We start from the raw sequence: 23,827 nt of genomic DNA, 5'->3' as shown, positions 1-23,827 counted from the left end.
GGGCGCCTATAGCCGGACTGGACCCTCACGACGGAAAAGCTGTCGTGAGTGCCCACTCCGGCTACGCCTTCGGCGCCGCTTCGCGGTAGACGCCCTCATCACTCACGAGGGGGAGGGGAGGGATTGGAGGGTGCGGGTCAGGAGGCGGTGGACGTCGGGCTTCGCCAGGGTTCCTCGGCGCAGCCATTCGTCCACCGCCGACGAGACCAGCCCCTGGAACGCCCGGATGGTCGCCCGGTTCACCCGGGTGTCGGGCAGTGCGAGCACCGCGAGCAGCCGATCCTCCCAGGCGCGTTTGCCGTCCCGCAGCACCTGCTCGATGTCCGGGTCCGCGTGCGGGTTGGTCGCGTTGACCATGGTGATGACCGTTTCGCGGTTCTGTTCCACGACGTCCAGCCACCGGGAGAACAGCCTGTCGATCTCCTCGGGCCCGGTGGCGCGGCTCGCGGCTGGCGGCGGGGGCAGCCGGCCGAACCGGCGCAGGACGTCAAGGTACAGCCCGCGTTTGGTGCCGAAGTAGTAGTGCAGGTTCGTCCGGGTGGTGCCGGCCGCGGCGGCCAGGTCGCTCGTGGACACGGTCTCGTACGCGCGTTCGGCGAACAGCCGCTGCGCGGCGGACAGAATCTGTTCGCGCCGGTCGTCAGCGTCCAGGCGCACCCTTGGACCTGCCACGTCGGTCTACTCTAGCGACGCCGCCGACGCCCGGCGGTGCACCGTCGCGTCGTGCGACGACCACCGTGCGCTATGCCGGGCCCCGTGTCCGGTTCGGTCGACCGAGCCCTTCAGAAGATCGTGTAGCCACCGTCCACGACGACCTCGTTGCCGGTGTGGAAGGTGAGCGTCGGGTCGGCGAGGAACGCGGCGACGTCTTCGAACTCCTCCGGCTCCGCCCAGCGCCGCACCGGCGTGCGCCCGGTGGTCGCGGCGAGGAACTTCTCGTTCGCCCTGCCCGGCTCGGTCATCGCCGTGCTGGTCCAGCCGGGGATCAGGATGTTGCACCGCACCCGGTACCGCGCCAGCTCGACGGCCAGCGTGCGGCCGAGTCCGAGCAGGCCGGTCTTGCTGACCGAGTAGGCGACCTGCCCGGCGGCGCCGTAGCGGGAGACGGTCGACCCGACGACCACCATCGAGCCGCCGCTGTTCTGCGCGATGAACCGCCGCGCGGCCTCGCGCGTGCACAGGAAGCTGCCGTCCAGGTTGGTGCGAAGCACGTGTCGCCACTGGTCCAGGGTCGTGTCGGCGAACGGCGCGCTGTCCGCGATCCCGGCGTTGGCGACGAAGCAGCCGAGCGGGCCCAGCCGTCCGACCGTCTCCTCCATGGCTGCCGCGACCGCGTCCTCGTCGGCGACGTCGCAGGCGACCGAGATCGCCTTCACCCCGAAGCTGCTCAGGCGTTCGACCGCCTCGGCGTTGCGTTCGGCGTTACGGGCCCACACCGCGACGTCCGCGCCGGCGCGTGCCATGCCGACCGCGAGTGCCAGCCCGATGCCCTGGTTGCCGCCGGTGACGACCGCCGTGATCCCACTCAAATCCGTCATGGAGCAAGAGTGCCTGTGACTTCGCCGGAGCGCGCCCGAAGCGCAACAGAAGTGTGCGACGATCGTCGAAGTAGTAGTCGAGCACTCGACAATCAGGTCTACCAGGGAGATGGGGATACAGCCGTGCTGACCACGCGCTTCACCGAGACCTTCGGCATCGAGCACCCGATCGTCTGCGGCGGCATGACCGCCGTCGGCACCGCCGAGCTGATCGCCGCCGTGGCGAACGCGGGCGCACTCGGCTGCCTGACCGCACTCACCCAGCCGACGCCGGAGGCGCTGGCCAAGGAGATCGCCCGCACCAGGGACCTGACCGACAAGCCGTTCGCGGTGAACCTGACGATCCTGCCGACGATCACCCCGGTGCCCTACGACGAGTACCGCGACGCGATCATCGACAGTGGCATCAAGATCGTCGAGACCGCCGGCTCGAACCCCGCGCCGCACCTGCCCTCGTTCAAGGAGGCGGGGGTCAAGGTCATCCACAAGGCAGTCGCGGTACGTCACGCGCTGAAGGCGGAGAAACTGGGCGTCGACGCGGTCAGCATCGACGGCTTCGAGTGCGCGGGCCACCCCGGCGAGGACGACATCGGCGGCCTGGTGCTGATCGCCGCGGCGGCCGCGAAGCTGACCATCCCGATCATCGCCAGCGGTGGGATCGCCGACGGCCGGGGCCTCGCCGGCGCGCTCGCCCTCGGCGCGGACGCGGCCAACATGGGCACCCGGTTCATGGCGACCACCGAGGCGCCGATCCACGAGAACGTCAAGCAGCAGATCGTTGCGAACGACGAGCGCGCGACGAAGGTCGTGTTCCGCAAGTTCCACAACAGCGCCCGCGTGGCCCGCAACGCGATCTCGGATCAGATCGCCGAGATCGAGAGCCAGGAGGGTACGACGTTCTCCGACGTGGCCGAGCTGGCGGCGGGCGCGCGCGGCCGCGCAGAGGTACTGGGCAAGGGCGACATGGACGGCGGCATGTGGTGGGCCAGCCAGTCCCAGGGCCTGATCAACGAGGTCGCGTCCTGCGCCGAGGTCGTCGCCAGGATCGTCGCCGACGCCGAGGAGATCATCGGCACCCGCCTGGCCGCCATGCGCACCTGACCCAACCTCGTGAGTGTTGAGTGTGGCTATAGCCATACTCAACACTCACGAGCGTGTGTCGGACAGGGCGGCCTGGAGCGGCTCGGCGAGAGTCGGGTGGCAGACGAACAGGTCGGGCAGCCACGGGTCCGATCGGTTGTAGCGCAGCGGCGAGCCGTCGAGACGCGCGGCGTGCAGCCCGGTCGCCGTGGCGACCGCGACCGGCGCGGCCGAGTCCCACTCGTACTGCCCACCCGAGTGCAGGTAGGCGTCGACGTCGCCGCGCACCACGGCCATGACCTTGGCGCCCGCGCTGCCCATCGGCACCAGCTCGGCGTCGAACCGGGCGGCGAGCTCACTGACGAACCTCGGCCTGCGGTTGCGGCTGACCACGAACCGCACCCGGCCGTTGCGCGGAGCCAGCGCGGGCGGCTTGTCGGTCCCGAAGGTCTCGCCGAGCGCCGGTAGTGCCACCGCGCCCGCGACCAGCTCGCCACGCTCCCACAGCGCCACGTGCACGGCCCAGTCGTCTCGGCCCCGCTCGCCGAACTCCCGGGTGCCGTCCAGCGGGTCGACGATCCACACCCGGTCGGCGGTGTGCCGGTCGGCCGAGTCCGCCGCCTCCTCGGACCGCAGACCGTCCCGCGGCCGCAGAGCGGCGAGCCGCGCGGCGAGCAGCTCGTGCGCCACCCGGTCACCCTCGTCGCGCAACGCGTCGGGGTACCAGGAGGCGCCGCGTGTTCGGACCTCCAGCAGCGCCTCGCCCGCCTCGGTGGCCAGCTCGCGAGCGAGTTCCGCATCCGACTGGTACTCAGACCTGGGCATACCGCACGGTAACCCATTCGCCGAGCCGGCCTCACCAACAGAACGAATCGGCAACGATTGACGATTCTTTCGGCGTGGCGACACGCCAAGAACGCGGATACGTGACTCACCCGAATCAATGGAGTAGAATTGACGCGTGCCGCGTTATGAGTTTCGTTGCCGAGAGTGCTCTTCCGTGTTCGAGGTCAATCGCCCGATGAGCGCCTCCGGCGATCCGGCAGCATGCCCCACCGGCCACCAGGACACCGTCAAGCTGCTGTCCACCGTGGCGGTCACCGGATCGGCACGCACCGTTTCCGCAGGTCCAGCCCCTTCCGGCGGATGCTGCGGCGGTGGTTGCGGCTGCGGCTGACCCCACTCCGACGGTACCGCCGAACGGCCCAACTTGTTGCGTCAGGTAGCAGCGACACGTGAGCGGTAACACTTTCGAGTAAACGAACTAGGGTCGACTCGGGGAATTCAACTACCCTCTGTGCTGATGTCTCCCCTTCCTCGCGGCGGCTGGGCGCGCCTACTCACAACCGGTCCCTCGGTGTTCGCCGCGGTGGCCGCACTGACCGCTGCGACGACGGTGGCCGCGCCATCAATTCAGCCGACCATTAGCCACGACTTCCCGGACCCAACGATTCTCGCGCTGGACAACTCGTACTACGCGTATTCGACGATGAGTACGTACAACGGCAAGGTCTGGCACGTCCCGGTGGCGAAGTCGAGCAGCCTCACCAGCAAGTGGGTGGCGACCAACGACGCGATGCCCCAGCTGCCCGCCTGGGTGGCGAAGGACGCGACAGGGGACGGCCGGGTGTGGGCGCCCGAGGTCGCGGCGCGCAGCGACGGAAGCTACATCCTCTACTTCACCGCGCACTCCGGCGCGAAGAACGTCCAGTGCATCGGCGTCGCGCTGGCCAGCTCGCCGAGGGGCCCGTTCAAGTCCCCCAGCTCCGAGCCGCTGGTCTGCCGCCCCGAGGACGTCGACAGCATCGACCCGCAGGCGTTCACCGACGACGACGGCAAGCAGTACCTGCTCTACACCAGCGGCCGGGGCAAGGCCACGATCTGGCTGCAGCAGGTCTCCGCGGACGGCATCACCTCGATCGGGCAGCGACGCGCGCTCATCCAGTCCGACCGGCCGGAGGAGGGCAACATCGTGGAGGCGCCGGTACTGGTGCACCACGAGGACAAGTACGTGCTCTTCTACTCGGGCAACGCCTACAACAGCGGCAAGTACTTCATCAACTACGCGACCGCGTCGTCGTTGGCCGCGACGTTCGAGAAGCGCGACGGCCAGTTCCTGAACAAGGACACCTTCGGCGGCAAGTATCTGAACCCCGGCGGCGAGGACGTCCTACCCGGCCACAAGCACGACTACATGGCCTTCCACGCCTACACGACCCCCACGACCCGCTCGATGTTCGTGGTGGGCCTCACCTGGGACAAGGACGGCAACCCGGTCCTACAGCTGGGCGACAAGTCCAAGGCGGCCTATGACCCGATGGCAACCCCCGAAGACGCGCCGTGATTCGGCCTGTTCCGCGCGCCCCAACTTGGGAGCCGCCCCTTAAGCACTACCCGACCCCTTCGGGCGCTCTGCGGGGCTCACCCGTGACACGCGTTCCCGGGTCGACTCCGCGAATCTCCCCGCAGGGGGTTCAGTGCGAAGCACTGCAGATAACGCAACAGGCGAACCAGAAGGCGACCACAAGCGCGCGCTTGGGCCGAAGGCCGAAAATCCTGAAGACGGCCCCCGAAGGGGGCCTCTTCAGGATTTTGAGCGCGGAACAGGCCCGAAAATCAGAACCAGTTCGAGCGTCCGCCGACTGCGTGTCCGGTACGGCCGAGTACCAACAGCACCAGCCCGATAACCAGCAGGATGATGCCGATCGTCGAAATGATGCTGGGAATTCCCGGCACCAGCCAGGCGAGCAGGATCAAGATAATTCCGAGCACGATCACGTTGTGCGCTCCTTCGCCAAGGCCCGAGCCCCGGCTGGAGTCGCCGGGGCTCTGAGTGATCGAGACGCTACTCGGGGTGTGCACCGAAAGCACCCTCGGAAAGATAACGTTTGCGCGTATGGAGTGGGATGCGATCGTCGACGAGCTCTATGCATTGCCACGGGAGGAGTTCACCCCGGCTCGCGCCGAATGGGCGAAGCGGGCCAAGGCGACCGGGGACAAACAACTCGCCTCCGCGATCACGGCGTTGCGCCGCCCGACGGTGGCGGCTTGGCTGACCAACCAGTTGGTCAGGGATCGCACGACCGAGGTGGACGCGCTCGCCGATCTCGGCTCCCGGCTGCGCACCGCACACGAACAGCTCGACGGCGCCGCGCTGCGCGAGTTGTCCACCCGGCGCAGGGAGCTGCTCACCGAGTGGCTGAACGCGCTGCACGGGGTCGGCGCGGCACACGACAGCCCGGTCAGTGACGCGACCGGGCGCGAGCTGGAGGCGATGTTCACCGCCGCGCTCGCCGAGCCCGCCGCGTGGCACGCACTCGCCGGCGGCCACCTGAGCTCCGCGAAGGACGTCGAGACCGCGCGGGACGAGTCGAACTGGCCCACCTCGGCGCCGGGCGCGCGTCCCCGGCCCGCGCTGGTCCCGTCGAAGCCCGCCGAGCGACGGCCCGAGCCCGCCGACGCGCCGGCGGATGAGAAGGAGAACGCGGCGCTGACCAGGGCCCGGGCCGAGCTGACCCGCACCGAGGACGCGCTGGCCGAAGCCGAGCGGCTGCACGCGGACGCACGCGACGCCTACGACGAGGCCGCCGCCGAGGAGACCGACGCGCGGCAGGCCGTCGCGCATCGCCGGGCCGAGCTCGTCGCCGCCGAACAGGCCGAACAGAGCGCCCGGCAGCGGGCCCGGTTCGTCCGTCGGCAACGCGAGGACCGTGACCGCGAGCTGCGCGACGCGCGGCGCAGGGCGACCCTGGCACGCGACCGGCTCGCCGCACTGGAACAGTGACCCCCAGCAGGCAACACGCCGACGTCTGGAGGACAGACCGTGCCCCGTGCCATCTGGACAGGATCGATCTCGTTCGGCCTGGTCACCGTGCCGGTCGGGCTGTTCAGCGCGACCGAGGACAACGCCGTGTCGTTCCACCAGTACGAGCGCGGCACGACCGACCGGATCCGGTACCGGCGCATCAACGAGCGCACCGGTGAAGAGGTGGCGTTCGGGGACATCGTCCGGGGACACGACGATGGCGACGGCCAGACGATCATCGTCGAGCCCTCGGAGCTGGATCAGATCGCGCCCGGCAGGTCCCGCTCGATCGACGTGACCGCCTTCGTCGACCTGGACGACATCGACCCGATCTACTTCCAGAAGACGTACTGGCTGGCACCTACGAAGGAAGAGAACGCGAAGGTCTACGCGCTGCTCGCGGCGGCGATGGAGGCCACGAACCGGGTGGCCATCGCCAACTTCGTGATGCGCGGCAAGCAGTACCTGTGCGCGGTCCGCTCCGAGCGTGGTGTGCTGTCGCTGGAGACGCTGTACTACGCGGCCGAGGTCCGGGATCCGCACGACCAGCTCGACCACCTGCCCGAGCCCGCCGATCAGACCGGCCGCGAGTTCGACATGGCGCGAACCCTGATCGAGTCGATGAGCGCGCCGTGGCGTCCCGAGGACTACGAGGACACCTACACCGAGCGGGTCAAGCAGCTGATCGACGACAAGCGGGCGGGCAACGAGGTGGTCGCCGAGTCGGCGGCGCCCGCTCCCACCGACGTCACGGATCTGCTGGAAGCGCTGCAACGCAGCGTCGAGGCCCGCCGCGCGTCCTGAACTTCGCGCAAATCCCTGCTTTGTTCGCGGCACGCCAGCTCTTGTGTTGGTTGACAATGCCCTGTATGGCCAGGGTTCGCTGTCGGGACAATCGCCGTCCCAGCCTCCCCATGAATACGTCGAGTTCTCAGCCGCACCAGCAAAATGATTTCGTTGGCAAACACATTTTGACTACGACGGCCGGTCTCCACGAACGCCGGGAGTAATGCAAAAATTAGCCGCACACACATTTTGCCGAAGCAAATTCCTGCGGCGCCCGGGAGGAGACGGCGGATGACCGGTCAACGCAGGGCACGCCATGCCAAGCCGAAGTCGACGACCTCCCCGACGCACGACTTCCCGATGTACTTCAGGTCTGCGTTCCCACCGATGGTGGCCCAGCTGCACGCGATCCTCGCCGACGGCGAGCAGGCCCAGCGGGTCACGCGGAGGGCATTCGCGGACGCCGCCGCACGGTGGACCGAGGTCAGCGCGATGTCCGACGCGTCGAGCTGGGTACGGGGCAGGGCGCTGCGCCACGCGCGCCGAAGTACCCGGCTGCGTCACCTGCCGATCCTGCGGACCCGCTACCCGGCGAACCCGATCAAGCCCACGGTCCCGCTGCTCAGCGCGCTGTCCGAGCTGCCCGAGGTCCAGCGACGGACCCTGGTCCTGCACTACCTCGCCAAGCTCAGCCCCGAGCGGATCGCCGAGGAGGAGGGCGTCTCGGAACAGACCATCGCGCTACGCCTCGGGCACGCCCGCGTGGCGTTGGGCCACAAGCTGACGCTCGACCAGACCTCCAGCGGGGACGTCGACATCAGCTCGGGTCGATGGGCAACGGCGTCGATCGACGACTGGGTCGCGCGCCAGCTCAGCTATCTGGAGCTGCGGTTGACCCCTCGGCCGGGCTCCCTGACCCCGCCGGCACCGGCTCGCCGGTTGAGCTGGAACGGACGCGCGGGGGTCGCGCTGGGTGTCGTGACCGTCGTGCTCGGAGCCAGCGCCGCGGTGACCGTCGCCTCCGCCCAACCGCAGCAGGTACCCCAGTTGCTGCCGCCCGGTCTCGAAGCGGTGTCCGACGGCCCCGCCGTGGCGACACCGGCGCCGGACGAGGTCGTACCCGCGGCCGGGTCACATCTCGGGACACCGGGAGACCCGCGTCATACCGGCGGGCCGACCTCTCCACCGGAGCCGTTGCCGTTCATCGGCACCGACCACACGCGCGACGGCGAGCTGCCCCGGCGCCCTTCGGCGACGTCGACCGCTCGGCGGTCCGGTCCGACGACGAAACCGAACACCCCACAGACCCCGGCCAAACGCCCCCAGCCTGGCGCGAACGCCGGGCCACGATGACACGACCGAGGCCGCGGCTCTCGTGAGCCGCGGCCTCGGTCGTGTCCGTCCGGCTACCGGACGCCAACCGGCTGACGGACCTCCGCCTCCGGCAACACCGTCCGCGGAATGGTCTCGCTGGCCACCGGAGCCGACCCCGGAGCGGTGAGCAGCACCTTCTCCGGTTCCGGTACGACGACCGGCGCCGGTGCCTCGACCACCGGAGCCTGCGCGACCGGCTTGCGCAGGCCGATCGCCAGCAGGACGCTCAGCCCGGTCAGCGCGGCGCACACCAGGAAGACGTCGCTGTAGGCCATGCCCTGCACGTGCAGCTGAATCTGCTGCCACAGTCCGAGCAGCGCGCCCTGGCCCTGTTCCTGCAGCTGCTGGACCTGCGGCAGCGACGAGTTGCTCTGCAGCAGCGCACCCTGGTCGGCGGACAGTTGCGCGGTCTGGCTCGACACGAGGACACCCATGCCGGCGACGCCGAGCGAGGACGAGACGCGCTGCGCGATGTTGTTCAGCGCGCTACCGAAGCCGGTCAGCTCCTTCGGCAGCGAGTTCAGGCCGTTGGTCATGATCGGCATCATGGCCAGCCCGTTGCCGATCGCCCTGACGATCGTCCAGGTGATCACCTCGGCGTGTGTCATGTCGACGTTGATCCCGGTCAGCAGGTAGGTGCCGTACGCGGCGATGCTCAGCCCGATGAGCGCGGGCCACTTCGGTCCGAAACGGTCGTAGATGCGGCCGGCGAGCGGCATGAGCACGGCCATCGCCAGCGCCTGGGGCAGCATCAGCAGACCGGCGTTGAGCGCGGTCAGGCCCTGGCCGTTCTGCAGGAACTGCGGCAGGTAGAACGACACCGCGAACAGTCCGACCGACAGCACGCTGATGATCAGCAGCGAGTTGGCGAACGGCCAGACCAGCAGTGCCTTCAGGTTGATCAGCGGGTACTCGACCTCGTTCTCGATGACCGCGAACAGCGCGAGCGACAGCAGGCCGGTGACCACCAGGATCAGGATCGAGTACGAGTCCCAGCCCCACTTCTGGCCCTCGGACAGCGCCAGCAGCAGCGCGAACAGCCCGTAGCCGACGGTCAGGAAGCCCCACTTGTCGAACGGGTGGGTCTCGGCGCGCGGCATCTTCGGCAGCAGGAAGTAGGCGGCGACGGCGCCCAGCAGACCGATCGGGACGTTGATGTAGAAGATCAGCCGCCAGTCCATGTACTCGACGATGTAGCCGCCGAGCGTCGGGCCGATCGCCGGCGCGACGATGACGCCGAGACCGTAGATGCCCATCGCCGAGCCGATCTTCTCCATCGGCACGATCTTGTACAGGATGCTCAGCGTCACGACCGGCAGGATGCCGCCCGGGATGGCCTGCAGCACCCGGAAGACGATCATGCTGTCCAGGTTCCAGGCCAGGCCGCACAGTGCGGAGGCGAACGCGAAGCCGATCATCGACAACCGGTGCGCCAGCGTGGCGCCGACCCGGTCGGAGAACCAGTTGCTGACCGTCACGACGATGCCGAGGGCCAGCGTGTAACCGGTGGCGACCCACTCGATGTCGTCGAGTGCGGCGCCGAGGTCCTTCTGCATGGTCGGGATCGCCGTGTTGACGATGCTGCTGTCCAGCACCGCCATGAAGCTGCCGACCATGAGGACCAGCATGGGGATCATCCAGTGCCTGGTCGGCTGGGTCGCCGGCCCTGTGGTGGGTGCTGCTGTGCTCATGCCCTCTACTTTAAATAGAGAACTGCGAGTTCTCAACAGAGAACGTATAGTCTCTAGTGTGACTCTGACCGCAGGACGCCGAAGGCTCTACAGTGGACCTATGACCACCACCTCGCCGTACCCGTGCGCGGGCGATGACGGTGCGGCGGACGACGACCATCGCCGCAGACCTCGTCGGCGCGGCGAAGAGCTGAACGAAGCGATCTACCAGGCCACGATCGACGAGCTGGCCGAGGTCGGCTGGACCGACCTGACGATGGACCGCATCGCCACCAGGGCGAAGGCGAGCAAGGGCTCCCTCTACCGGCGCTGGCCGAGCCGGACCGAGCTGGTCATCGACGCGATGCGTAGCCGGCAGCCGTCGTATCCCACGCCGGAGAGCGGGGACCTGCGCACCGACCTGCTGACCCTGCTCCACACGATCGCCGAACACCTGGAGGGCCCGCGCGGCGAAGCGATGCGCGGCCTGCACGCGGAGGTGACGCGCAGCCCCGAGCTGATGCGCACGCTACGCACCGAGCTCACCGACGCGACCCAGCCGCCGATGATGGAGGTCCTGCGTAGGGGGGTCGTCCGCCAGGAGGTCCGGCCTGGAGCCCTGACCCCGCTGGTGGCGAAGGTCGGTCCCAGTCTGATCCGGCAGCAGTTCCTGGCGTTCGGGGCGCCTATCGATCGGCAGTACATCGAGGACGTCGTCGACCAGGTCGTCCTCCCGTTGGTCATCGCTCATTGATCAGTGCGTGGTGTCTGTGGTGTCCATCCCCGCTGGCTCTCCAGTGTCTTGGCGTGGCCGCCCGCTCTCAACCCCCGGCTGGCGCCGGCCTCGCGCGGGTTCTTGGTTGTACGTAGTTCGGGGGCGAGGTTTCAGGGTTGACAGCGGGCGGCCACGCCAAGTGCTTAGCCAGGATCGCGGGGGAAGGGGAGCTCTGCGGCGCTTGTGTTGGTCACGGCTGCGCCGCGCCCCCACAGCCTCCTGGTGCGAGTGTGCCTGGTCTCGTTCCCTGCGCGAGGTGTCTTGGGTGACGTCAAGATCGCCTCACCAGTAACACCCACCCCATCGCGGCCGACTCTGCACGTCTACGTGCTGCCTCGCACACGTCCGGACATGTGCGACCCAGCACGTAGGTGTGCAAAGTCGGTGCCGGCGCCCCACCTGTCACACGAGCAACGCGGCGCGAACGTCGCAGAGGCTCACGTCGCGTCGCAGATGTTGCAACATCTGCGACGCAACATGTAGCTCTGCGAGGCGTGACAAAAGCGACCACAGAGACTCCTGGGACTACGCGATCGCGCGAGGGCGCAGCCCAATGCGCAAAGAAAGCGCCATCGGCCCGCCACCACCAACGACATGCACGCACACCACCCCCATCCCCGCGATCCTGGCTAAGCACTTGGCGTGGCCGCCCGCTGTCAACCCTGAAACCTCGCCCCCGAACTACGTACAACCAAGAACCCGCGCGAGGCCGGCGCCAGCCGGGGGTTGAGAGCGGGCGGCCACGCCAAGCACACTGAAAGCCAGCGGGGACGGCCCACCCCGACCAAGCACACTGACGAGCCAGCGGGGACGCCCCCACCCGGGCTACCCTCACACCTCATGGTCAGAACGATCAGGTTCCATGAGCTCGGCGGCCCCGAGGTACTCCGCATCGAGGACCATCCGGTCCGGGACCCGGACGAGGGCGAGGTCCGCATCCGGGTGGACGCGATCGGTCTGAACCGCTCCGAGGTGAACTTCCGCAGGGGCACGTACCTCGACCAGCCGAACCTCCCGGCGGGCCTGGGAACCGAGGCCGCGGGCGAGGTCCTCGCGGTAGGCGTGGGCGTGGAGCGGTGGGAGAAGGGTGACCAGGTCTGTGTCCTGCCGTCGTTCTCCCAGAACGACTACCCGGTCTACGCGGAAGAGGCCATCGTGCCCGCCAGGGCACTGATGGCCCGCCCGCCGGGCATGGACGCGGTCACCGGATGCGCCGTCTGGATGCCGTACGTGACGGTCTACGGCATGGTCGCCGAGGTCACCCGCGTCCGCCCCGGCGACCACGTAGTGGTCACCGCACCGAACAACAGCATCGGGGTGGCCGCGCTCCAGGTGCTGCGCTACCTCGGCGCCGTCGCGATCGCGGTGGCGGCCGACGGAACCGACCGCACGACACTGCTGAAGGCGGGCGCGCACACGGTCATCGACGCCGACAGCGCGGATGTGAGCGCCGCGATCCGGGAAGCGACCGGCGGACGGGGAGCGGCGCTCGTACTCGACGCCGTGGGCGGGCCCGGGGTGGCGGACCTCGTCGCCGCGTGCGCGCCGGGTGCCGTGGTGATCGTGCACGGTGGGCTGTCCGGGGAGCAGACGCCACTGCCCGCCGGGCGGTACGCGCCGGTCTGGCTACGCCGCTACACGCTGTTCGAGGTCACCGGGGATCCCGCCGCGTTGCGCCGCGCGGAGCATTTCGTCCGCTCCGGGCTCGCGGTCGGGGCTCTCGTGCCGCTGGTGGACCGCGTCTTCGACTTCGAGGACGTCGCCGAGGCACACACCTACCTAGACTCTCCTGACCGAGCGCCCGGCAAGCCCGTCCTGCGCGTCCGGAACGACTGAGAAGGTCAGGAGATCAGCCCGGTGCGAGGCATCGGGGGCTGCTCGGTCAACATCGGGAACCGCGCGCGACGGGCCAGCACGACGACGGCCGCGAAGACCAGCGCGACGAGTCCCGCGCCGACCTGGCCGAGCGCCACACATCCCACCCCGAGCAGTACCGAGAACACCGCGAGGGCGTCGTAGACGAGCCGCGCACGGCGGCTGACCCGGCTCGTGGCCGGGTTCCCCAACATCTGGGCGAAGCCAGGGTCGTTCGAGGCGAGCTTCAGCTCGATCTCGTCCAGCGCCCTGCGCTCCGAATCGCTCAACATGGCCGTTCCTCCGTAGACCGTGCTTGAGAGCTACCCCCCAGTCCGACACTCAAACCGTGATCTGTGCCGGGTATGCATGGCGGAACTGCAGGCTGACCCTGGGACCCACGCTACGCACTTTCGGCACGGCGTGCTGCCACATTCTCTGGCAGGAGCCACCCATCACCACCAGATCGCCCGGTCCGGGCACCAGGCCAATGGACGGTCCGCCCCCTTTGGGACGCAGCCGGAAGGGACGGGCCGCACCGAGCGAAACGAGCGCTACCACGGACGATGCCAACTCCCGCGCTATTCGATCACCATGCCAGGCCACGCTGTCCGCACCGTTGCGATACAGGTTCGCCCCGACCTGAGTGAAATTCACCTCGTATCGGCCGGACAGTGCTCGCGCCAACTCCGACAGCACCGGATGGGGCAATGCCGTGGTCTCTTCGGGTGCACCGTCGCCGATGGTCCATCGACAGGTGAGACGCGGCTCCGGCACGACGTTGTCGTACATCCGGACCTCGTGCCCTTGCCACGGTGTACCGGCGAGCACGGTGGTGAACAGCTCGTCGGCACCGCTCAGCCAGCCGGGCACGACGTCGAGCCACGCCTCGCCACCGAGCTCCCGCCGGCACAGGCCGGTGAACTCCGGGTCGAAGCCGACCTCACCCTCGCCGCCGAACAACGGCGGCTGCCAGGCGAGGCCGGAGAACACACAGCAACCCTACTCGAACATCTGTTCTAGCGCACGCCAAAAGTCGGGTCGGTGATCACCGACCCGACTTCCTGGCATTTCTAATTCAGGCTAGAAATACCATCTGCGTCCGCCGACGCCGCGTCCTACCGAGCCCAGCAACAGAAGAACCAAGCCGACCACGAGCAGGATGGCCCCGACTGTGTAAAGAATGGAGATACCGGTCAACCAGCCGATGAGCAGCAGGATAACCCCGAGGACGATCATTTTTCCTCCGTGGATAACACTGGGGTGCAATTACGTTTGCACCCTCGTGGGCCAGGAGTACCCGTGGTTCGAACGACTATGCGTCACCCGAGCGAATTACCTCTCTTCAGTGGCTTATTCGCCAATCAGGGTTAGTCACCGCTGGACGGGGTACTCACACCCGCGAGCCATGGCGGCCTCCTTCGCATACGGTGGAACCGAAGATCCCCGGCACGCGACCGGGGCCCGCACCCACTCGGAGCCGCCGCTGTGACCCCGAACTCCGACCGGCAGCCTCGGCTGCTGGCCACGAGCGACCTGCACGTCGGACATCGGGGAAACCGGCCGATGCTCGAGGGCCTGACCTCGGACAATGAGCAGGACTGGCTGATCGTCGCGGGTGACGTCGCCGAGAAGCTCGACGACATCGAGTGGGCGCTTGGCCTGCTCGCGCAGCGGTTCGCCCAGGTCATCTGGGTGCCGGGCAACCACGAGCTGTGGACGTCGCGGTCCGATCCGGAACCGGCGCGCGGCGTCGCCCGGTACACGCAGCTGATCGAGCTGTGCCGACGACTCGGTGTGGCGACCCCCGAGGACGAGTACCTGCTGTGGCCCGGACCCGACGGACCGGTGCTGGTCGCGGCGCTGTTCCTGCTCTACGACTACACCTTCCGCGCGCCGGGCACGCACACGAAGGAGGAGTCGCTGGCCTACGCGCGGGAGACGGGTGTCGTGTGCAGCGACGAGTTCCTGCTCGACTCCGACCCGTTCCCGACGCGCGACGACTGGTGCCGCGCGCGGGTGGCCGAGACACAGCGGCGACTGGAAGCCTGCGACCCCGAGGTGCCGATGGTCCTGGTCAGCCACTGGCCGCTGTCGCGTGAACCCACGCGGGTGCTGCGGTACCCGGAGTTCGCGCAGTGGTGCGGCACCGAGCTGACCGCCGACTGGCACACCCGGTTCAACGTCACCGCCAGCGTGTACGGCCACCTGCACATCCCGCGCACGACGTACGAGGACGGCGTGCGGTTCGAGGAGGTCTCCCTTGGCTACCCCCGCGAATGGCAGGCCCGCTCCCGGAATCCCGTGGTCCCCCGCGTGATCCTGTAGCCCGGCTGGACGGCCTGAAACACCCGACTCGCGGTGCCGAAACCCCCGACTCGCGGTGCCGAAACCCCCGACTCGCGGTGCTGACACGCCCGACTCGCGGGTGCCGGATGGCGGGACCACGGCTGAGTCGGCTCCGCGAGTCTCCGAAGGAGTTCCGGCGAAGGCCGGCGCAGTGGATGTCCCCGAGTAGGCTCCCGACGCGAGGAGGCCGCTCCCAAGGCGAGCACAAGCGCGCGCCCGGCGACGAAGGAGCTTGTTTTTCTGGGAGTACCCCCGAAGCGAAGCAAGGGGGTGGTCACAGAAAAACTCCGCGCGGAAAATGCCGAAAAGAAGGGGCGCGCGATGGTTCGGATCCGGCTGTTGGTGTGTGCGGTGGTTGGGGCGCTTCTAGGACTGGCGACTCCCGCCGTCGCGAGTGCCTCGTCGGCGAACCCGATCGAGGCCCACTTCATGGCGGACGGGCCGTCCGGTGTGGGCACCGACCGCGTCACGGTCCGGGGCGGTGGCGAGTACCAGCTGTTCTTCCCCGCCGACCTGGACGACGGCCGGCACCCGATCGTCACCTGGGGCAACGGCACCGACGCCGTCCCCGACCAGTACTCGGGCCTGCTGCGTCACCTCGCGTCGTGGGGCTTCGTCGTCATCGCCTCGACCAGCAAGAACACCGGGACGGGGGCCGAGATCCTCGCGGGCGCGCGGTATCTGGTCGAGCGTGACGGCGACCCGGGCAGCCGCTTCCACGACCGGCTCGACACCGACCACATCGCGGCCGTCGGGCACTCGCAGGGCGCGGGCGGTTCGGTCAACGCGGCGGTGCGCTCCGGCGGGCTGATCGGCACGACCGTGCCGATCGCGTTGCCCAACCAACTCGTCGACGTCATCGCGGGCGACAAGATGTACGACGTCACGAAGCTGACCGGCACGGTGTTCTACCTCGGCGGCGCCGGTGACGTGCTGATCGCTCCGCCGATCGCGCTGCGCGGCTACTACGACGCGACCCGGGTTCCCGCCGCGCTGGCTGTGCTGCGCAACGCCGACCACAACACCGTCCAGGGCACCGGGGGCCGGTTCCTCGGGTATCTGACGGCCTGGCTGAGGTTCCAGCTGACCGACGATCGCTACGCGGCGGGAGCGTTCACCGGGACGTCGCCGGAGATCACGGCCAACCCCGCGTGGCAGGACCAGGCGCTGAAGGGCCTCGAGCGCGGCCGGGACTGAGCCTGCGCAGCTCGACCGTCCGGATCAGCTGCTTCTGCTGGCGACGAGCCATCCGCAGCACCCAGTGAATCCTGGGGCCCTTGCGCAGATGCCGCCGGATCAGGGCCAGCTCGGCCCTCCATCGCTTCCACCACCGCAGGTCCGGTGTGATCAGCCGGGTGATCCGCACCAGTTCGAGCGCGGCACGCTCGCTCTGCGCGGCGTCGAACGCCAGCTCCGCGAGCCGGTCCAGTGCGACCTTCCCGGACTCCCGGTCGGCCAGCACGTACTCGAACAGCGCCCCCATCCGCGCGGGGAACATCACCTCGAACCGGACCGGGTCGAACCCGTTGACCGGGGACAACCCGACCAGGTGCAGCCCCAGGCTGTGCGCCGCCTGCCGCGCGCCGGGGTGTGTCGACGCCGCCCAGGCCAGCACCCGGTCGACGACGGGCCGCTGGCACTCCGGGTCGATCAGCAGGTCGAACATGCCCTGCACCACGCCGTAGCGCGGCGTCGCCCACCTCGAACCGGCGAGCCGCTCCAACGTCACCAGCGCGCCGTGCACGTCCCGGCGCCCGTACTCCGAGCCGTGGACGACCGCGGCGGTCCACTGCCGCGCGGCGGTACCGGTCTCGACCCACCGGTCCAGGGTCTGCTGCACCAGCGGCCGCAGGTCGTGTTCGTCGGCGAGCCGGACCAGCGCCGAGGCCGCCAGCAACCGGTGCCCCCTGCGGTGGCCCTGCGCGGCCAGCTGGTCGATCAGTCGCAGCGGGTCGTGGGCCGGCACCTCGGCGGTGATGCTGCACAGCGCGCGGCGGGTCGCCTCGGTGAACCTGGCCAGCATCTTCGGGCTGCACATCCACTCCCACAGCACCGCGTGCTGCGCGGGATGCTGCCGCCAGACGTGGAGCAGCACCGCCGCCGCCCAGTCCTGGCGGCGGAACCGGACGGTCTCCTCACTCAGCCCCTTGTGCATCGGGTGCGGCCGCAGCACCACCTCGGCCTTCGCCTCGCCGAGCAGCATGTCCCGCGCGCTGCTGAACGCGGGCCTCGGCGCGGCTCGTTCGCCCGGCACCAGCTCGGCCTCGCGCAACCGCATGTCCAGGTCCAGAGCCAGCTCGACGACCTCGTCGTACGGCTGGTTCTCCAGCACCGCGACCGCGAAGGACATCGCGTAGTCGATCACCCGGCGGCCCCGTGCCCAGCGCACCACTGCGGCGTCGACGTCCTCGCGCAGCTCGTCGCGCGCCTGCTCACCGGTGAAGTCCGGCTCGGTCGCGACCCGGATCGCCAGCTCGGCGGCCCGCACCGCCTTACCGGGAGGATCACCGGCAGCCAGCTCGCCCGCGAGACAGACCTCCAGCGCCTGCTCGGCTGCCTGGGCGTCGACGGCACCACGCCAGTTGATCGCCTGCTGCGCGACCTCCAGCGGCGGGGGCGCACCGAGCTCGACCGAGTACCGGGCCGCCGACTCAGGCACCTGGGACGGGTGATCCAGCACGATCACCAGCCACGAGTCGAGATCACGCATGATGTTCGCGCAGCGGACCGTGTCCTGGTCGCGCAGCGGCCGCGACATCGTCTCGTCGGCCTCCCAGACGTACCCACCACCGCGGTCCAGGTCGGAACCCCGGATCGCGCCGAGGTCACGGTCGGGGTGCAGCTCGGCGATCGTGGTGACACCCAGCTCGACGAGCAACCTGCGCGCCGCGAACGACCGTCCGCTGCCCCGGCCGCACAGCACCGCGACGTGATGACGCTGCACCGCGCGCCGCGCATCGGCGAACCGGACCGGCTCGACGAACTGCTTGTGCACCTCGTGCAGCTCTTCCTCGGTCGCCCTGCGGACCACCGGGCCGTGGTCATGCCGCCCCCCGTAGATGATGTTGCCGTGCACGACTCCCGCCTGGATGCCGCTGACATCCCCGGTCGCCAGGTTGGCGGCGCCGGCTCGTGCGAGATAGTCGAAGTGCTCCGCGCCCCCCGGTGACGTGCTCGTGCCCTCGGCAGGCGCCGCCTTGTCCATGCGGCGGCCTATGAGCCAGGGCTGAAGGTGAGTCCCCCGTACACGACGCCCGCCTGGATCCCCGACATGTTGCCCGCCACGTGGTTGAGCACCTGGTCACCCGGTGGTCCGATGGTGTCCTCGGGTTCTGGCGGTGGGATCGGCTGGACCGCGTGCGCGGGTGGCGGGCCGGGGAGTGCCAGCCGGGACAGGCTGGCGACGTCGAAGTCCGGGATGCGGGCCCACGCGGTGCTGGTGAACTCCTTGTTCCTGATCGGCAGCTCGGTGAACGCCTCTGCCCGCACCCGACGGGTGTAGTTGCCGCCGAAGACGTCCTCCCGCACCCGGCCCGAGATGATCAGCCCGCTGTTGACCGAGTCCGGCCGTTCGGCGAGACACCGCGCGAAGAGCTCCTTGAACGCCGCCGCCTCCAGCAACCTCGCCAGCGCGATCTTCGGCCGGTACAGGCCGGGCGCGTCGCCGACCGGACCGACCTCGACCGCCATCCGCAGCCGGATCTCCGGTTTACGCCGCCGGTTTCGGTCCCGCGCGATCTCGTCGAGCGCGTGCGCCGCCTCCAGCACCGCACCCAGGTAGCGGCTCGGCAAGGTCAGCACCGCACCGTCGCCGGTGTGCTCCCTGGTGAGGATCTGCACCGTCGGGTCGATGCCGACATAGGCCAACGCCTCGTCCAGCATCCGGCCCACCGCCCGGGGAATGGACCTCAGGTGGTAGCCGGGCCTACTTGCCGCGGACACCACGTCCACCGCGAACAACGCCCGGTGCTGCGGCACGAGCTGCATCTATCTGCCTCCGCATGATCAAGTCAACCAAATTGACTGTGCGGTACGCGGAAAGCGGCTACCCCCGGATTTCCGGGAGTACGAGGAGATCTTCACCCGATGACCTAGTGACGCTAGCCAGCCTGGCGGGGTCGGTGACCAGGTAACCGAGACGCCAGGTCTTGATCAATCCAGCGGATCGGAGCGCTCCGAGTGACGCCTCGACGCTCTTCTCCGACACCGCGATCGCCTGCGCCATGTCCCGCTGACTGATCCCGAGCATCAACAAACCGTCCTCGGTCGTGTCGCCGAGATCGGTCGCCCAGCGCACCAGCGACGCCGCCAACCTGCTCGTGACGTCACGCGCGAGCACCAGCTGCCCCTCGTCCGCGTTGCGCACCCTGCGGTCGAGCACCCGATCGACCAGCTCAAGCACATCCGGGTGCCGGCTGCGCAACCGGATGAAATGCCGCCCCGCCACCTGCGTCGCGGTCACCGAGGTCAGCGCGATGATGTGCGCGCTACGCGGCTGACGGTTCAGCACACCCAGCTCACCGACCAGATCCCCCGGGCCGAGGAACCCGACGATGAACTCGGTCCCGTCACTCGCCACCAGCACGACCTTGACGACGCCCGTCTCGAGTAACAGCACCGCGTCACTGGCCGCCCCCGCGGTCAGCAGGTAGTCGTTGCGGCGAAATGCAACGGAACGTCCGACACCGCGCAGGCGGTCCCAACCTCGAGTGGCCACAAGTCGTTATGGTCGCTTCCTACGTGGGGTAACGGTCCGGATTGACTGCCGTTCACTCGTTAGTTTGCTGTAGGTCTGGCCTGTTTCGCGCGCCATCGTTCCCGGAAGGCCCTTCGGGCCGACCGGGAACGATCCAGGCGGCAACCCCTTCGGGGTCGCTGCCTGGGCTTTTTCCTCGCGGGCCCCCATACCCTTCGGGCATGGGGGACCACTCGGAAAAATGTCGCCTTCGGCGACGCGCGCGCTTGTGGTCACCCTGAGAGCCGCCACTCATGCACTACCCGCCTTCGGCGGAACCCCTCCGGGCACCTCTGCGGGGCCACCTTATGCACCAAACCTCACCACACTCCCGGTGCAAGCTAAGGGCACTCCAGGCGCCATGCGCACCCCACGACGCACACCAGCGCAAGTAGGGACCCGTGAGTGTTTCGGGTTGCCAGGGCAACCCAAAACACTCACGGCTTTTTCGGCTGCGGGTGTACATGCGTCTGTAAAGCCGGCTCCGCAAGTCTCCGAAGGAGTTCCGGCGAAGGCCGGGCAGTGAATGTCCGCAACAACCCACCCAGCTGCCAGGGCGGCTCCCAGGGTTCCCCCAAGCGCGCGCCCGGGCGAGTCCTCGAGCCTTTTTTCCTGGGAGCACCCCAGCGAGCGTTTACGCGAGCCGGGGTGGTCACAGAAAAATACCGCGCGCGAAACAGGCCCAAGCAACACAGCCTGCACCTTCACCCACCGCTAAAACCCCACAGCCCGACCTGCAAAACCCAGCCACAACAGCCCCAGCCCCAACCAACCCGACCACGGCTACCTGGGACCCACGACTACCGGGGACCCCCGACCTCCTTGACCGGCTTGTGGGGGAAGCGCTTCTCCGCGTACTCCTTCGCCGGCGAGCCAGGCGTCACGTAGAGCGTCTCGACCTTGTCCCGTAGCGGTCGCAGGACCAGGTCCATGAACGCCTTACGGTCCTCCAGGTAGGGCTCCAGGTTGTCCTCGCCGGCGGGGCACACCGCCAGGCAGTACGCCGCTTTGTAGTTGGCCTTGAACGACAGGCTCTGCCACATCGAGGCGTTCTCCGAGTCGGTCACCCTGGACCGGAACTCGGCGCCGTCCTTGCTGTCCGCGACGGTCTCCACCCAGTCGGTGAAGCCGGACATGAATTCGCGGTAGTTGTGTGTCGAGCAGACCTTCCAGTCGAACGCGCCGTCCTTGCCGATCGCGCCGACCGGGCAGGCCGCGACGCACAGCTTGCACTCCAGGCAGGGGTTGTAGTCGAGGGGCTCGCCGTACTCGCTGACCTCGGCGTCCACCAGCACGGTCGCCAGCAGGATGAAGTTGCCGAACTTCGGGTGGATGACGTTGCGGTGGATGCCCATCGCGCCGAGACCGGCCTCGACTGCGACCGTCTTGTGCGCGACGACCCAGATGCGGCCGGGGTAGCGGTCCATCTCCATCGGGAAGGTCGCCGACGGGTTGATCGCCCGGTGGCCGGCGTCCTGCAGCGCGGTGGTGATGGTCCGCGCGGCCTCGTTGATGATCTCGCCGGTGCGGTGGAACTCCTGGTTGGCGACGCTGCGCGCGGGCGAGCGGACGTTGTCCCGGTTCATGCGTACGACCAGCGAGATCAGGCTGCGCGCCCCGGGCAGAGCGTTCTGCGCGTGCGGGACCTCACCCTCCAGCCCCGGCCGGTCCAGCGGAACGGCGGCGACGTCATCCGCACCCGCGTTCAGGCACAGCTCGCGCAACCACGCCGTGTCGATCACCCCCGGCTTCGCCACCCGCCGGGCCTGGACCGCCCGAACGGACGGATGCGCCGCGAGCTTGACCGGCAACGCCCGGCCCCGACTGCTGTCAACCGACACAACGCCTCCACCTGCCGCAGTAAGTCCGAAAACACAACTTAGCAGGCAGATGCTCGTGAGTGTTGAGTGTGGCTATAGCCACACTCAACACTCACGAGGGGTGAGCCGCTCGGATGACCGTGTCCAGGACCGTCGGGTCCTCCATCGCGCTGGTGTCGCCGGTCGGCGCGCCGTGGACCACTACGTCACGCAGCAGGCGGCGCATGAGCTTGCCGGTGCGGGTCTTCGGCATCGCGGGCGTCGGGTAGATCGCCGCGAGCCGGGCGTATCCACCCAGCTCGGCCACGACCCGCTGATGCAGCTCGGCCTTGATCCGGTCCGGGTCGGTGTCGGCCCTCAGGGTCACGAACGCGACCGGCACGGTGCCCTTCGTGTCGTCCGGCACGCCGACGACCGCTGCTTCCATCACCGAGGGGTGCGCGGTGACGGCGGCCTCGATCTCCATCGTCGAGATGCGGTGCGCGGCCACATTGATCACGTCATCGGCGCGGCCGAGCACCCACAGGTGACCGTCGCCGTCCAGCACCGCTTCGTCGTTGGTGGCGTACCGCCCGGGGAAACGGCTGAAGTACGTGCTCAGGTACCGGTCGTGGTCATCCCACACGGTGCGGGCCAGGGTGGGGAACGGGCTGGTCAGCACCAGGTTTCCCTTGACTCCCGGCGGCACCGGCAGGCCTTCGTCGTCGACGATGTCGAACGCGTGCCCCGGCACCGCGGTACCCGCCGAACCCGCCTTGATCGCCTCGACGCCATAGACCGGGTACGCCCAGGTCGAGCCGGTCTCGGTCTGGCCGTAGGCGTTGACGATCGGCACGTCGAACGTCGTCGCGGCCCATCCGAAGGTGTCGATGTCGAACGGCTCGCCCTGCGCGGTGATCAGCTTCAGCGCCGACAGCGGGTGCTCGGCGGCGAGGTCGTCGCCGAACCGGCGCAGCATCCGCAGCAGGGTCGGTGCCGCGAGGACCTTCGTGACCCGGTGCCGCTCGCAGATGTCGTAGAACCGCGCCGGGCTCGGAGTGTCCAGCGCGCCCTCGTAGCAAGCGATGGTCATGCCGCACGCCAGCCCGCCGACCACCGCCTGAATCGGGAACGTCAGCCACCCGACGTCGGCGGCCACCCAGTACACGTCGTCCGGCTCGTAGCCGACCTGCCAGTGCGCATTCGCCCACGCGCCGAGCAGGAAACCGCCGACGCTGTGCACGACACCTTTCGGACGGGACTCGGTGCCGCTGGTGAAGATCAGGAACGACGGTTCGTTCGGGTCGAGCGCGACGGCGGGCGTTCCGGCCTTGCCCGAGGCGCACACCTCGCGGTAGCCGTGTTCGCCCGCTTCGAGCGCGACGGAGTCGCCGGTGCGGTCGACCACCACGACCGCACGGACGTCCGGTGTGCGGTCGCGCGCGGCGCGCAGCGTGGCGAGCAGCTCGACCCGCTTCGTCCTGCGGTACACCGCGTCGGCGACGACCACGACGGACGCCCGCGAGGCACGCAGCCGGGACGCGACCGCGTCGACACCGAAGCCGGCGAACAGCACCGTGTAGATCGCGCCGATCCGGTTGCAGGCCTGGATGCTGGTGAACGCCTCGATCAGGTTCGGCAGGTAGAGCGCGACGACGTCGCCCTTGCGCACGCCGAGGTCGAGCAGACCGGCGGCGAGTGCCTCGGTCTCGGCGGCGAGCTCGGCGTAGCTGTAGGTGCGGCTGTCGCCGGGTTCGCCCTCCCAGACGACGGCGGGCCGGTCGGCGGTCGCCGGGTCCTGGGCCCAGCGGTCGAGACAGTTGTCGGCGACGTTGAGCCGTCCGCCGTCGAACCACCGCATGTCCGCGAGCTCACCGGTCCGGACGCTGGTCCAGGGTGTCGACCAGCGCTGTTGCTCGGCGACCCAGGTCCAGTAGTCGTCCGGGTCGACGAAAGCACGCGCGGCGCGCAGCCCGTCCACCCGCTCCGGGACCAGCCACTCGGGCCGCAGCTCCCGCAACGGGGTGTCGATCAACTGCGCCAAGCTGTCGGACATCGTTGT

The 23,827-nt window shown here is 69.0% G+C and carries 23 protein-coding genes; 10 read left to right on the top strand and 13 right to left on the bottom strand.

What is annotated here, in order from left to right:
* Positions 1-102: 102 nt before the first annotated feature.
* Positions 103-672, bottom strand: coding sequence for a TetR/AcrR family transcriptional regulator (locus G406_RS0138790; RefSeq protein ID WP_028938023.1), 570 nt, complete (start codon positions 670-672; stop codon positions 103-105).
* Positions 673-782: 110 nt separating this feature from the next.
* Positions 783-1,538 carry an SDR family NAD(P)-dependent oxidoreductase gene (locus tag G406_RS0138785; RefSeq protein ID WP_028938022.1) on the bottom strand — a complete coding sequence of 252 codons (756 nt, stop codon included), beginning with the start codon at positions 1,536-1,538 and terminating at the stop codon, positions 783-785.
* Positions 1,539-1,661: 123 nt separating this feature from the next.
* Between G406_RS0138785 and G406_RS0138780 the strand changes: the two genes are divergently transcribed.
* On the top strand, positions 1,662-2,639 hold the full coding sequence (locus tag G406_RS0138780; protein ID WP_028938021.1) for an NAD(P)H-dependent flavin oxidoreductase: 978 nt from the start codon (positions 1,662-1,664) through the stop codon (positions 2,637-2,639).
* Between the two features lie 45 nt (positions 2,640-2,684).
* Here the strand turns inward: G406_RS0138780 and G406_RS0138775 are convergent, their stop codons facing one another.
* Positions 2,685-3,443 (bottom strand): 3'(2'),5'-bisphosphate nucleotidase CysQ, encoded by a 759-nt coding sequence (locus G406_RS0138775; protein WP_028938020.1) that lies wholly within the window; start codon positions 3,441-3,443, stop codon positions 2,685-2,687.
* 136 nt (positions 3,444-3,579) lie between these two features.
* Here G406_RS0138775 and G406_RS56365 point away from each other — a divergent pair, with 136 nt between their 5' ends.
* Both G406_RS56365 and G406_RS52555 read left to right on the top strand, forming a co-directional pair.
* Positions 3,580-3,795, top strand: coding sequence for an FmdB family zinc ribbon protein (locus G406_RS56365; RefSeq protein WP_084216701.1), 216 nt, complete (start codon positions 3,580-3,582; stop codon positions 3,793-3,795).
* Positions 3,796-3,921: 126 nt separating this feature from the next.
* Positions 3,922-4,962, top strand: coding sequence for a glycoside hydrolase family 43 protein (locus tag G406_RS52555; RefSeq protein WP_156935378.1), 1,041 nt, complete (start codon positions 3,922-3,924; stop codon positions 4,960-4,962).
* A gap of 272 nt (positions 4,963-5,234) precedes the next feature.
* Here G406_RS52555 and G406_RS58045 read toward each other — a convergent pair whose 3' ends face one another.
* Positions 5,235-5,396, bottom strand: coding sequence for a DUF6131 family protein (locus G406_RS58045; RefSeq protein ID WP_169736869.1), 162 nt, complete (start codon positions 5,394-5,396; stop codon positions 5,235-5,237).
* A gap of 118 nt (positions 5,397-5,514) precedes the next feature.
* On the opposite strand from G406_RS58045, the gene G406_RS55020 reads away from it, so the two are divergent.
* From G406_RS55020 to G406_RS55015, 3 genes are all read left to right on the top strand, one after another.
* Positions 5,515-6,402 carry a hypothetical protein gene (locus G406_RS55020; protein WP_051343258.1) on the top strand — a complete coding sequence of 296 codons (888 nt, stop codon included), beginning with the start codon at positions 5,515-5,517 and terminating at the stop codon, positions 6,400-6,402.
* A gap of 39 nt (positions 6,403-6,441) precedes the next feature.
* On the top strand, positions 6,442-7,227 hold the full coding sequence (gene ku / locus G406_RS52545; RefSeq protein WP_051343257.1) for a non-homologous end joining protein Ku: 786 nt from the start codon (positions 6,442-6,444) through the stop codon (positions 7,225-7,227).
* A gap of 273 nt (positions 7,228-7,500) precedes the next feature.
* On the top strand, positions 7,501-8,562 hold the full coding sequence (locus G406_RS55015; protein WP_051343256.1) for a sigma factor-like helix-turn-helix DNA-binding protein: 1,062 nt from the start codon (positions 7,501-7,503) through the stop codon (positions 8,560-8,562).
* Between the two features lie 53 nt (positions 8,563-8,615).
* Here the strand turns inward: G406_RS55015 and G406_RS52535 are convergent, their stop codons facing one another.
* The gene (locus G406_RS52535) at positions 8,616-10,274 is read right to left on the bottom strand and encodes a DHA2 family efflux MFS transporter permease subunit (protein ID WP_084216699.1); all 1,659 of its coding nucleotides are present in this window, start codon (positions 10,272-10,274) and stop codon (positions 8,616-8,618) included.
* A gap of 100 nt (positions 10,275-10,374) precedes the next feature.
* Between G406_RS52535 and G406_RS52530 the strand changes: the two genes are divergently transcribed.
* Together G406_RS52530 and G406_RS0138735 are read left to right on the top strand one after the other, a co-directional pair.
* Positions 10,375-11,007 carry a TetR/AcrR family transcriptional regulator gene (locus tag G406_RS52530; RefSeq protein WP_051343254.1) on the top strand — a complete coding sequence of 211 codons (633 nt, stop codon included), beginning with the start codon at positions 10,375-10,377 and terminating at the stop codon, positions 11,005-11,007.
* An 861-nt stretch (positions 11,008-11,868) separates the two neighbouring features.
* The gene (locus G406_RS0138735) at positions 11,869-12,864 is read left to right on the top strand and encodes a zinc-dependent alcohol dehydrogenase family protein (protein WP_028938019.1); all 996 of its coding nucleotides are present in this window, start codon (positions 11,869-11,871) and stop codon (positions 12,862-12,864) included.
* A gap of 5 nt (positions 12,865-12,869) precedes the next feature.
* Here the strand turns inward: G406_RS0138735 and G406_RS52525 are convergent, their stop codons facing one another.
* The 3 genes from G406_RS52525 to G406_RS58040 all read right to left on the bottom strand — a co-directional run bounded on the left by G406_RS52525 (position 12,870) and on the right by G406_RS58040 (position 14,121).
* Positions 12,870-13,175 carry a DUF3040 domain-containing protein gene (locus tag G406_RS52525; protein WP_037080746.1) on the bottom strand — a complete coding sequence of 102 codons (306 nt, stop codon included), beginning with the start codon at positions 13,173-13,175 and terminating at the stop codon, positions 12,870-12,872.
* 49 nt (positions 13,176-13,224) lie between these two features.
* Complete coding sequence (locus G406_RS0138725) at positions 13,225-13,845, bottom strand: alpha-ketoglutarate-dependent dioxygenase AlkB family protein (RefSeq protein ID WP_245607370.1); 621 nt, start codon at positions 13,843-13,845, stop codon at positions 13,225-13,227.
* A 120-nt stretch (positions 13,846-13,965) separates the two neighbouring features.
* The gene (locus G406_RS58040; protein WP_169736567.1) at positions 13,966-14,121 is read right to left on the bottom strand and encodes a DUF6131 family protein; all 156 of its coding nucleotides are present in this window, start codon (positions 14,119-14,121) and stop codon (positions 13,966-13,968) included.
* Between the two features lie 249 nt (positions 14,122-14,370).
* On the opposite strand from G406_RS58040, the gene G406_RS52520 reads away from it, so the two are divergent.
* Positions 14,371-15,210 carry a metallophosphoesterase family protein gene (locus tag G406_RS52520; protein WP_051343253.1) on the top strand — a complete coding sequence of 280 codons (840 nt, stop codon included), beginning with the start codon at positions 14,371-14,373 and terminating at the stop codon, positions 15,208-15,210.
* Positions 15,211-15,552: 342 nt separating this feature from the next.
* The gene (locus G406_RS52515; RefSeq protein WP_037080743.1) at positions 15,553-16,428 is read left to right on the top strand and encodes a poly(ethylene terephthalate) hydrolase family protein; all 876 of its coding nucleotides are present in this window, start codon (positions 15,553-15,555) and stop codon (positions 16,426-16,428) included.
* On the opposite strand, the gene G406_RS0138705 is transcribed toward G406_RS52515, so the two are convergent.
* From G406_RS0138705 to G406_RS0138685, 5 genes are all read right to left on the bottom strand, one after another.
* A complete protein-coding gene (locus G406_RS0138705) occupies positions 16,367-18,436 on the bottom strand; it encodes a hypothetical protein (RefSeq protein WP_028938017.1) in 2,070 nt (689 codons plus the stop codon). The two genes, G406_RS52515 and G406_RS0138705, sit on opposite strands and share 62 nt — an antisense overlap.
* An 8-nt stretch (positions 18,437-18,444) precedes the next feature.
* The gene (locus tag G406_RS0138700) at positions 18,445-19,218 is read right to left on the bottom strand and encodes a hypothetical protein (RefSeq protein ID WP_028938016.1); all 774 of its coding nucleotides are present in this window, start codon (positions 19,216-19,218) and stop codon (positions 18,445-18,447) included.
* Between the two features lie 58 nt (positions 19,219-19,276).
* On the bottom strand, positions 19,277-19,948 hold the full coding sequence (locus tag G406_RS0138695) for a Crp/Fnr family transcriptional regulator (protein WP_028938015.1): 672 nt from the start codon (positions 19,946-19,948) through the stop codon (positions 19,277-19,279).
* 818 nt (positions 19,949-20,766) lie between these two features.
* On the bottom strand, positions 20,767-21,807 hold the full coding sequence (locus tag G406_RS0138690) for a 4Fe-4S binding protein (protein WP_028938014.1): 1,041 nt from the start codon (positions 21,805-21,807) through the stop codon (positions 20,767-20,769).
* Positions 21,808-21,898: 91 nt separating this feature from the next.
* Complete coding sequence (locus tag G406_RS0138685) at positions 21,899-23,821, bottom strand: AMP-binding protein (RefSeq protein WP_028938013.1); 1,923 nt, start codon at positions 23,819-23,821, stop codon at positions 21,899-21,901.
* Between the last annotated feature and the right edge of the window lie 6 nt (positions 23,822-23,827).

The organism is Actinospineispora spinosispora DSM 44797 (assembly GCF_000429025.1).
GTDB classification, from domain to species: domain Bacteria; phylum Actinomycetota; class Actinomycetes; order Mycobacteriales; family Pseudonocardiaceae; genus Pseudonocardia; species Pseudonocardia spinosispora.
Note: the sequence above shows the minus strand (reverse complement) of the source record. Positions and strands in the feature narration are given on the sequence as shown.

What these genes read in the sequence shown, in the direction of transcription:
- G406_RS52530 (WP_051343254.1), top strand. Translation starts at nt 10,375, where the DNA reads ATGACCACCACCTCGCCGTACCCGTGCGCGGGCGATGACGGTGCGGCG.
- G406_RS0138685 (WP_028938013.1), bottom strand. Translation starts at nt 23,821, where the DNA reads ATGTCCGACAGCTTGGCGCAGTTGATCGACACCCCGTTGCGGGAGCTG.
- G406_RS0138775 (WP_028938020.1), bottom strand. Translation starts at nt 3,443, where the DNA reads ATGCCCAGGTCTGAGTACCAGTCGGATGCGGAACTCGCTCGCGAGCTG.
- G406_RS58040 (WP_169736567.1), bottom strand. Translation starts at nt 14,121, where the DNA reads ATGATCGTCCTCGGGGTTATCCTGCTGCTCATCGGCTGGTTGACCGGT.
- G406_RS55020 (WP_051343258.1), top strand. Translation starts at nt 5,515, where the DNA reads ATGGAGTGGGATGCGATCGTCGACGAGCTCTATGCATTGCCACGGGAG.
- G406_RS0138705 (WP_028938017.1), bottom strand. Translation starts at nt 18,436, where the DNA reads ATGGACAAGGCGGCGCCTGCCGAGGGCACGAGCACGTCACCGGGGGGC.
- G406_RS52555 (WP_156935378.1), top strand. Translation starts at nt 3,922, where the DNA reads ATGTCTCCCCTTCCTCGCGGCGGCTGGGCGCGCCTACTCACAACCGGT.
- G406_RS52535 (WP_084216699.1), bottom strand. Translation starts at nt 10,274, where the DNA reads ATGAGCACAGCAGCACCCACCACAGGGCCGGCGACCCAGCCGACCAGG.
- G406_RS55015 (WP_051343256.1), top strand. Translation starts at nt 7,501, where the DNA reads ATGACCGGTCAACGCAGGGCACGCCATGCCAAGCCGAAGTCGACGACC.
- G406_RS0138785 (WP_028938022.1), bottom strand. Translation starts at nt 1,538, where the DNA reads ATGACGGATTTGAGTGGGATCACGGCGGTCGTCACCGGCGGCAACCAG.
- G406_RS52515 (WP_037080743.1), top strand. Translation starts at nt 15,553, where the DNA reads ATGGTTCGGATCCGGCTGTTGGTGTGTGCGGTGGTTGGGGCGCTTCTA.
- G406_RS52525 (WP_037080746.1), bottom strand. Translation starts at nt 13,175, where the DNA reads ATGTTGAGCGATTCGGAGCGCAGGGCGCTGGACGAGATCGAGCTGAAG.
- G406_RS0138700 (WP_028938016.1), bottom strand. Translation starts at nt 19,218, where the DNA reads ATGCAGCTCGTGCCGCAGCACCGGGCGTTGTTCGCGGTGGACGTGGTG.
- G406_RS0138735 (WP_028938019.1), top strand. Translation starts at nt 11,869, where the DNA reads ATGGTCAGAACGATCAGGTTCCATGAGCTCGGCGGCCCCGAGGTACTC.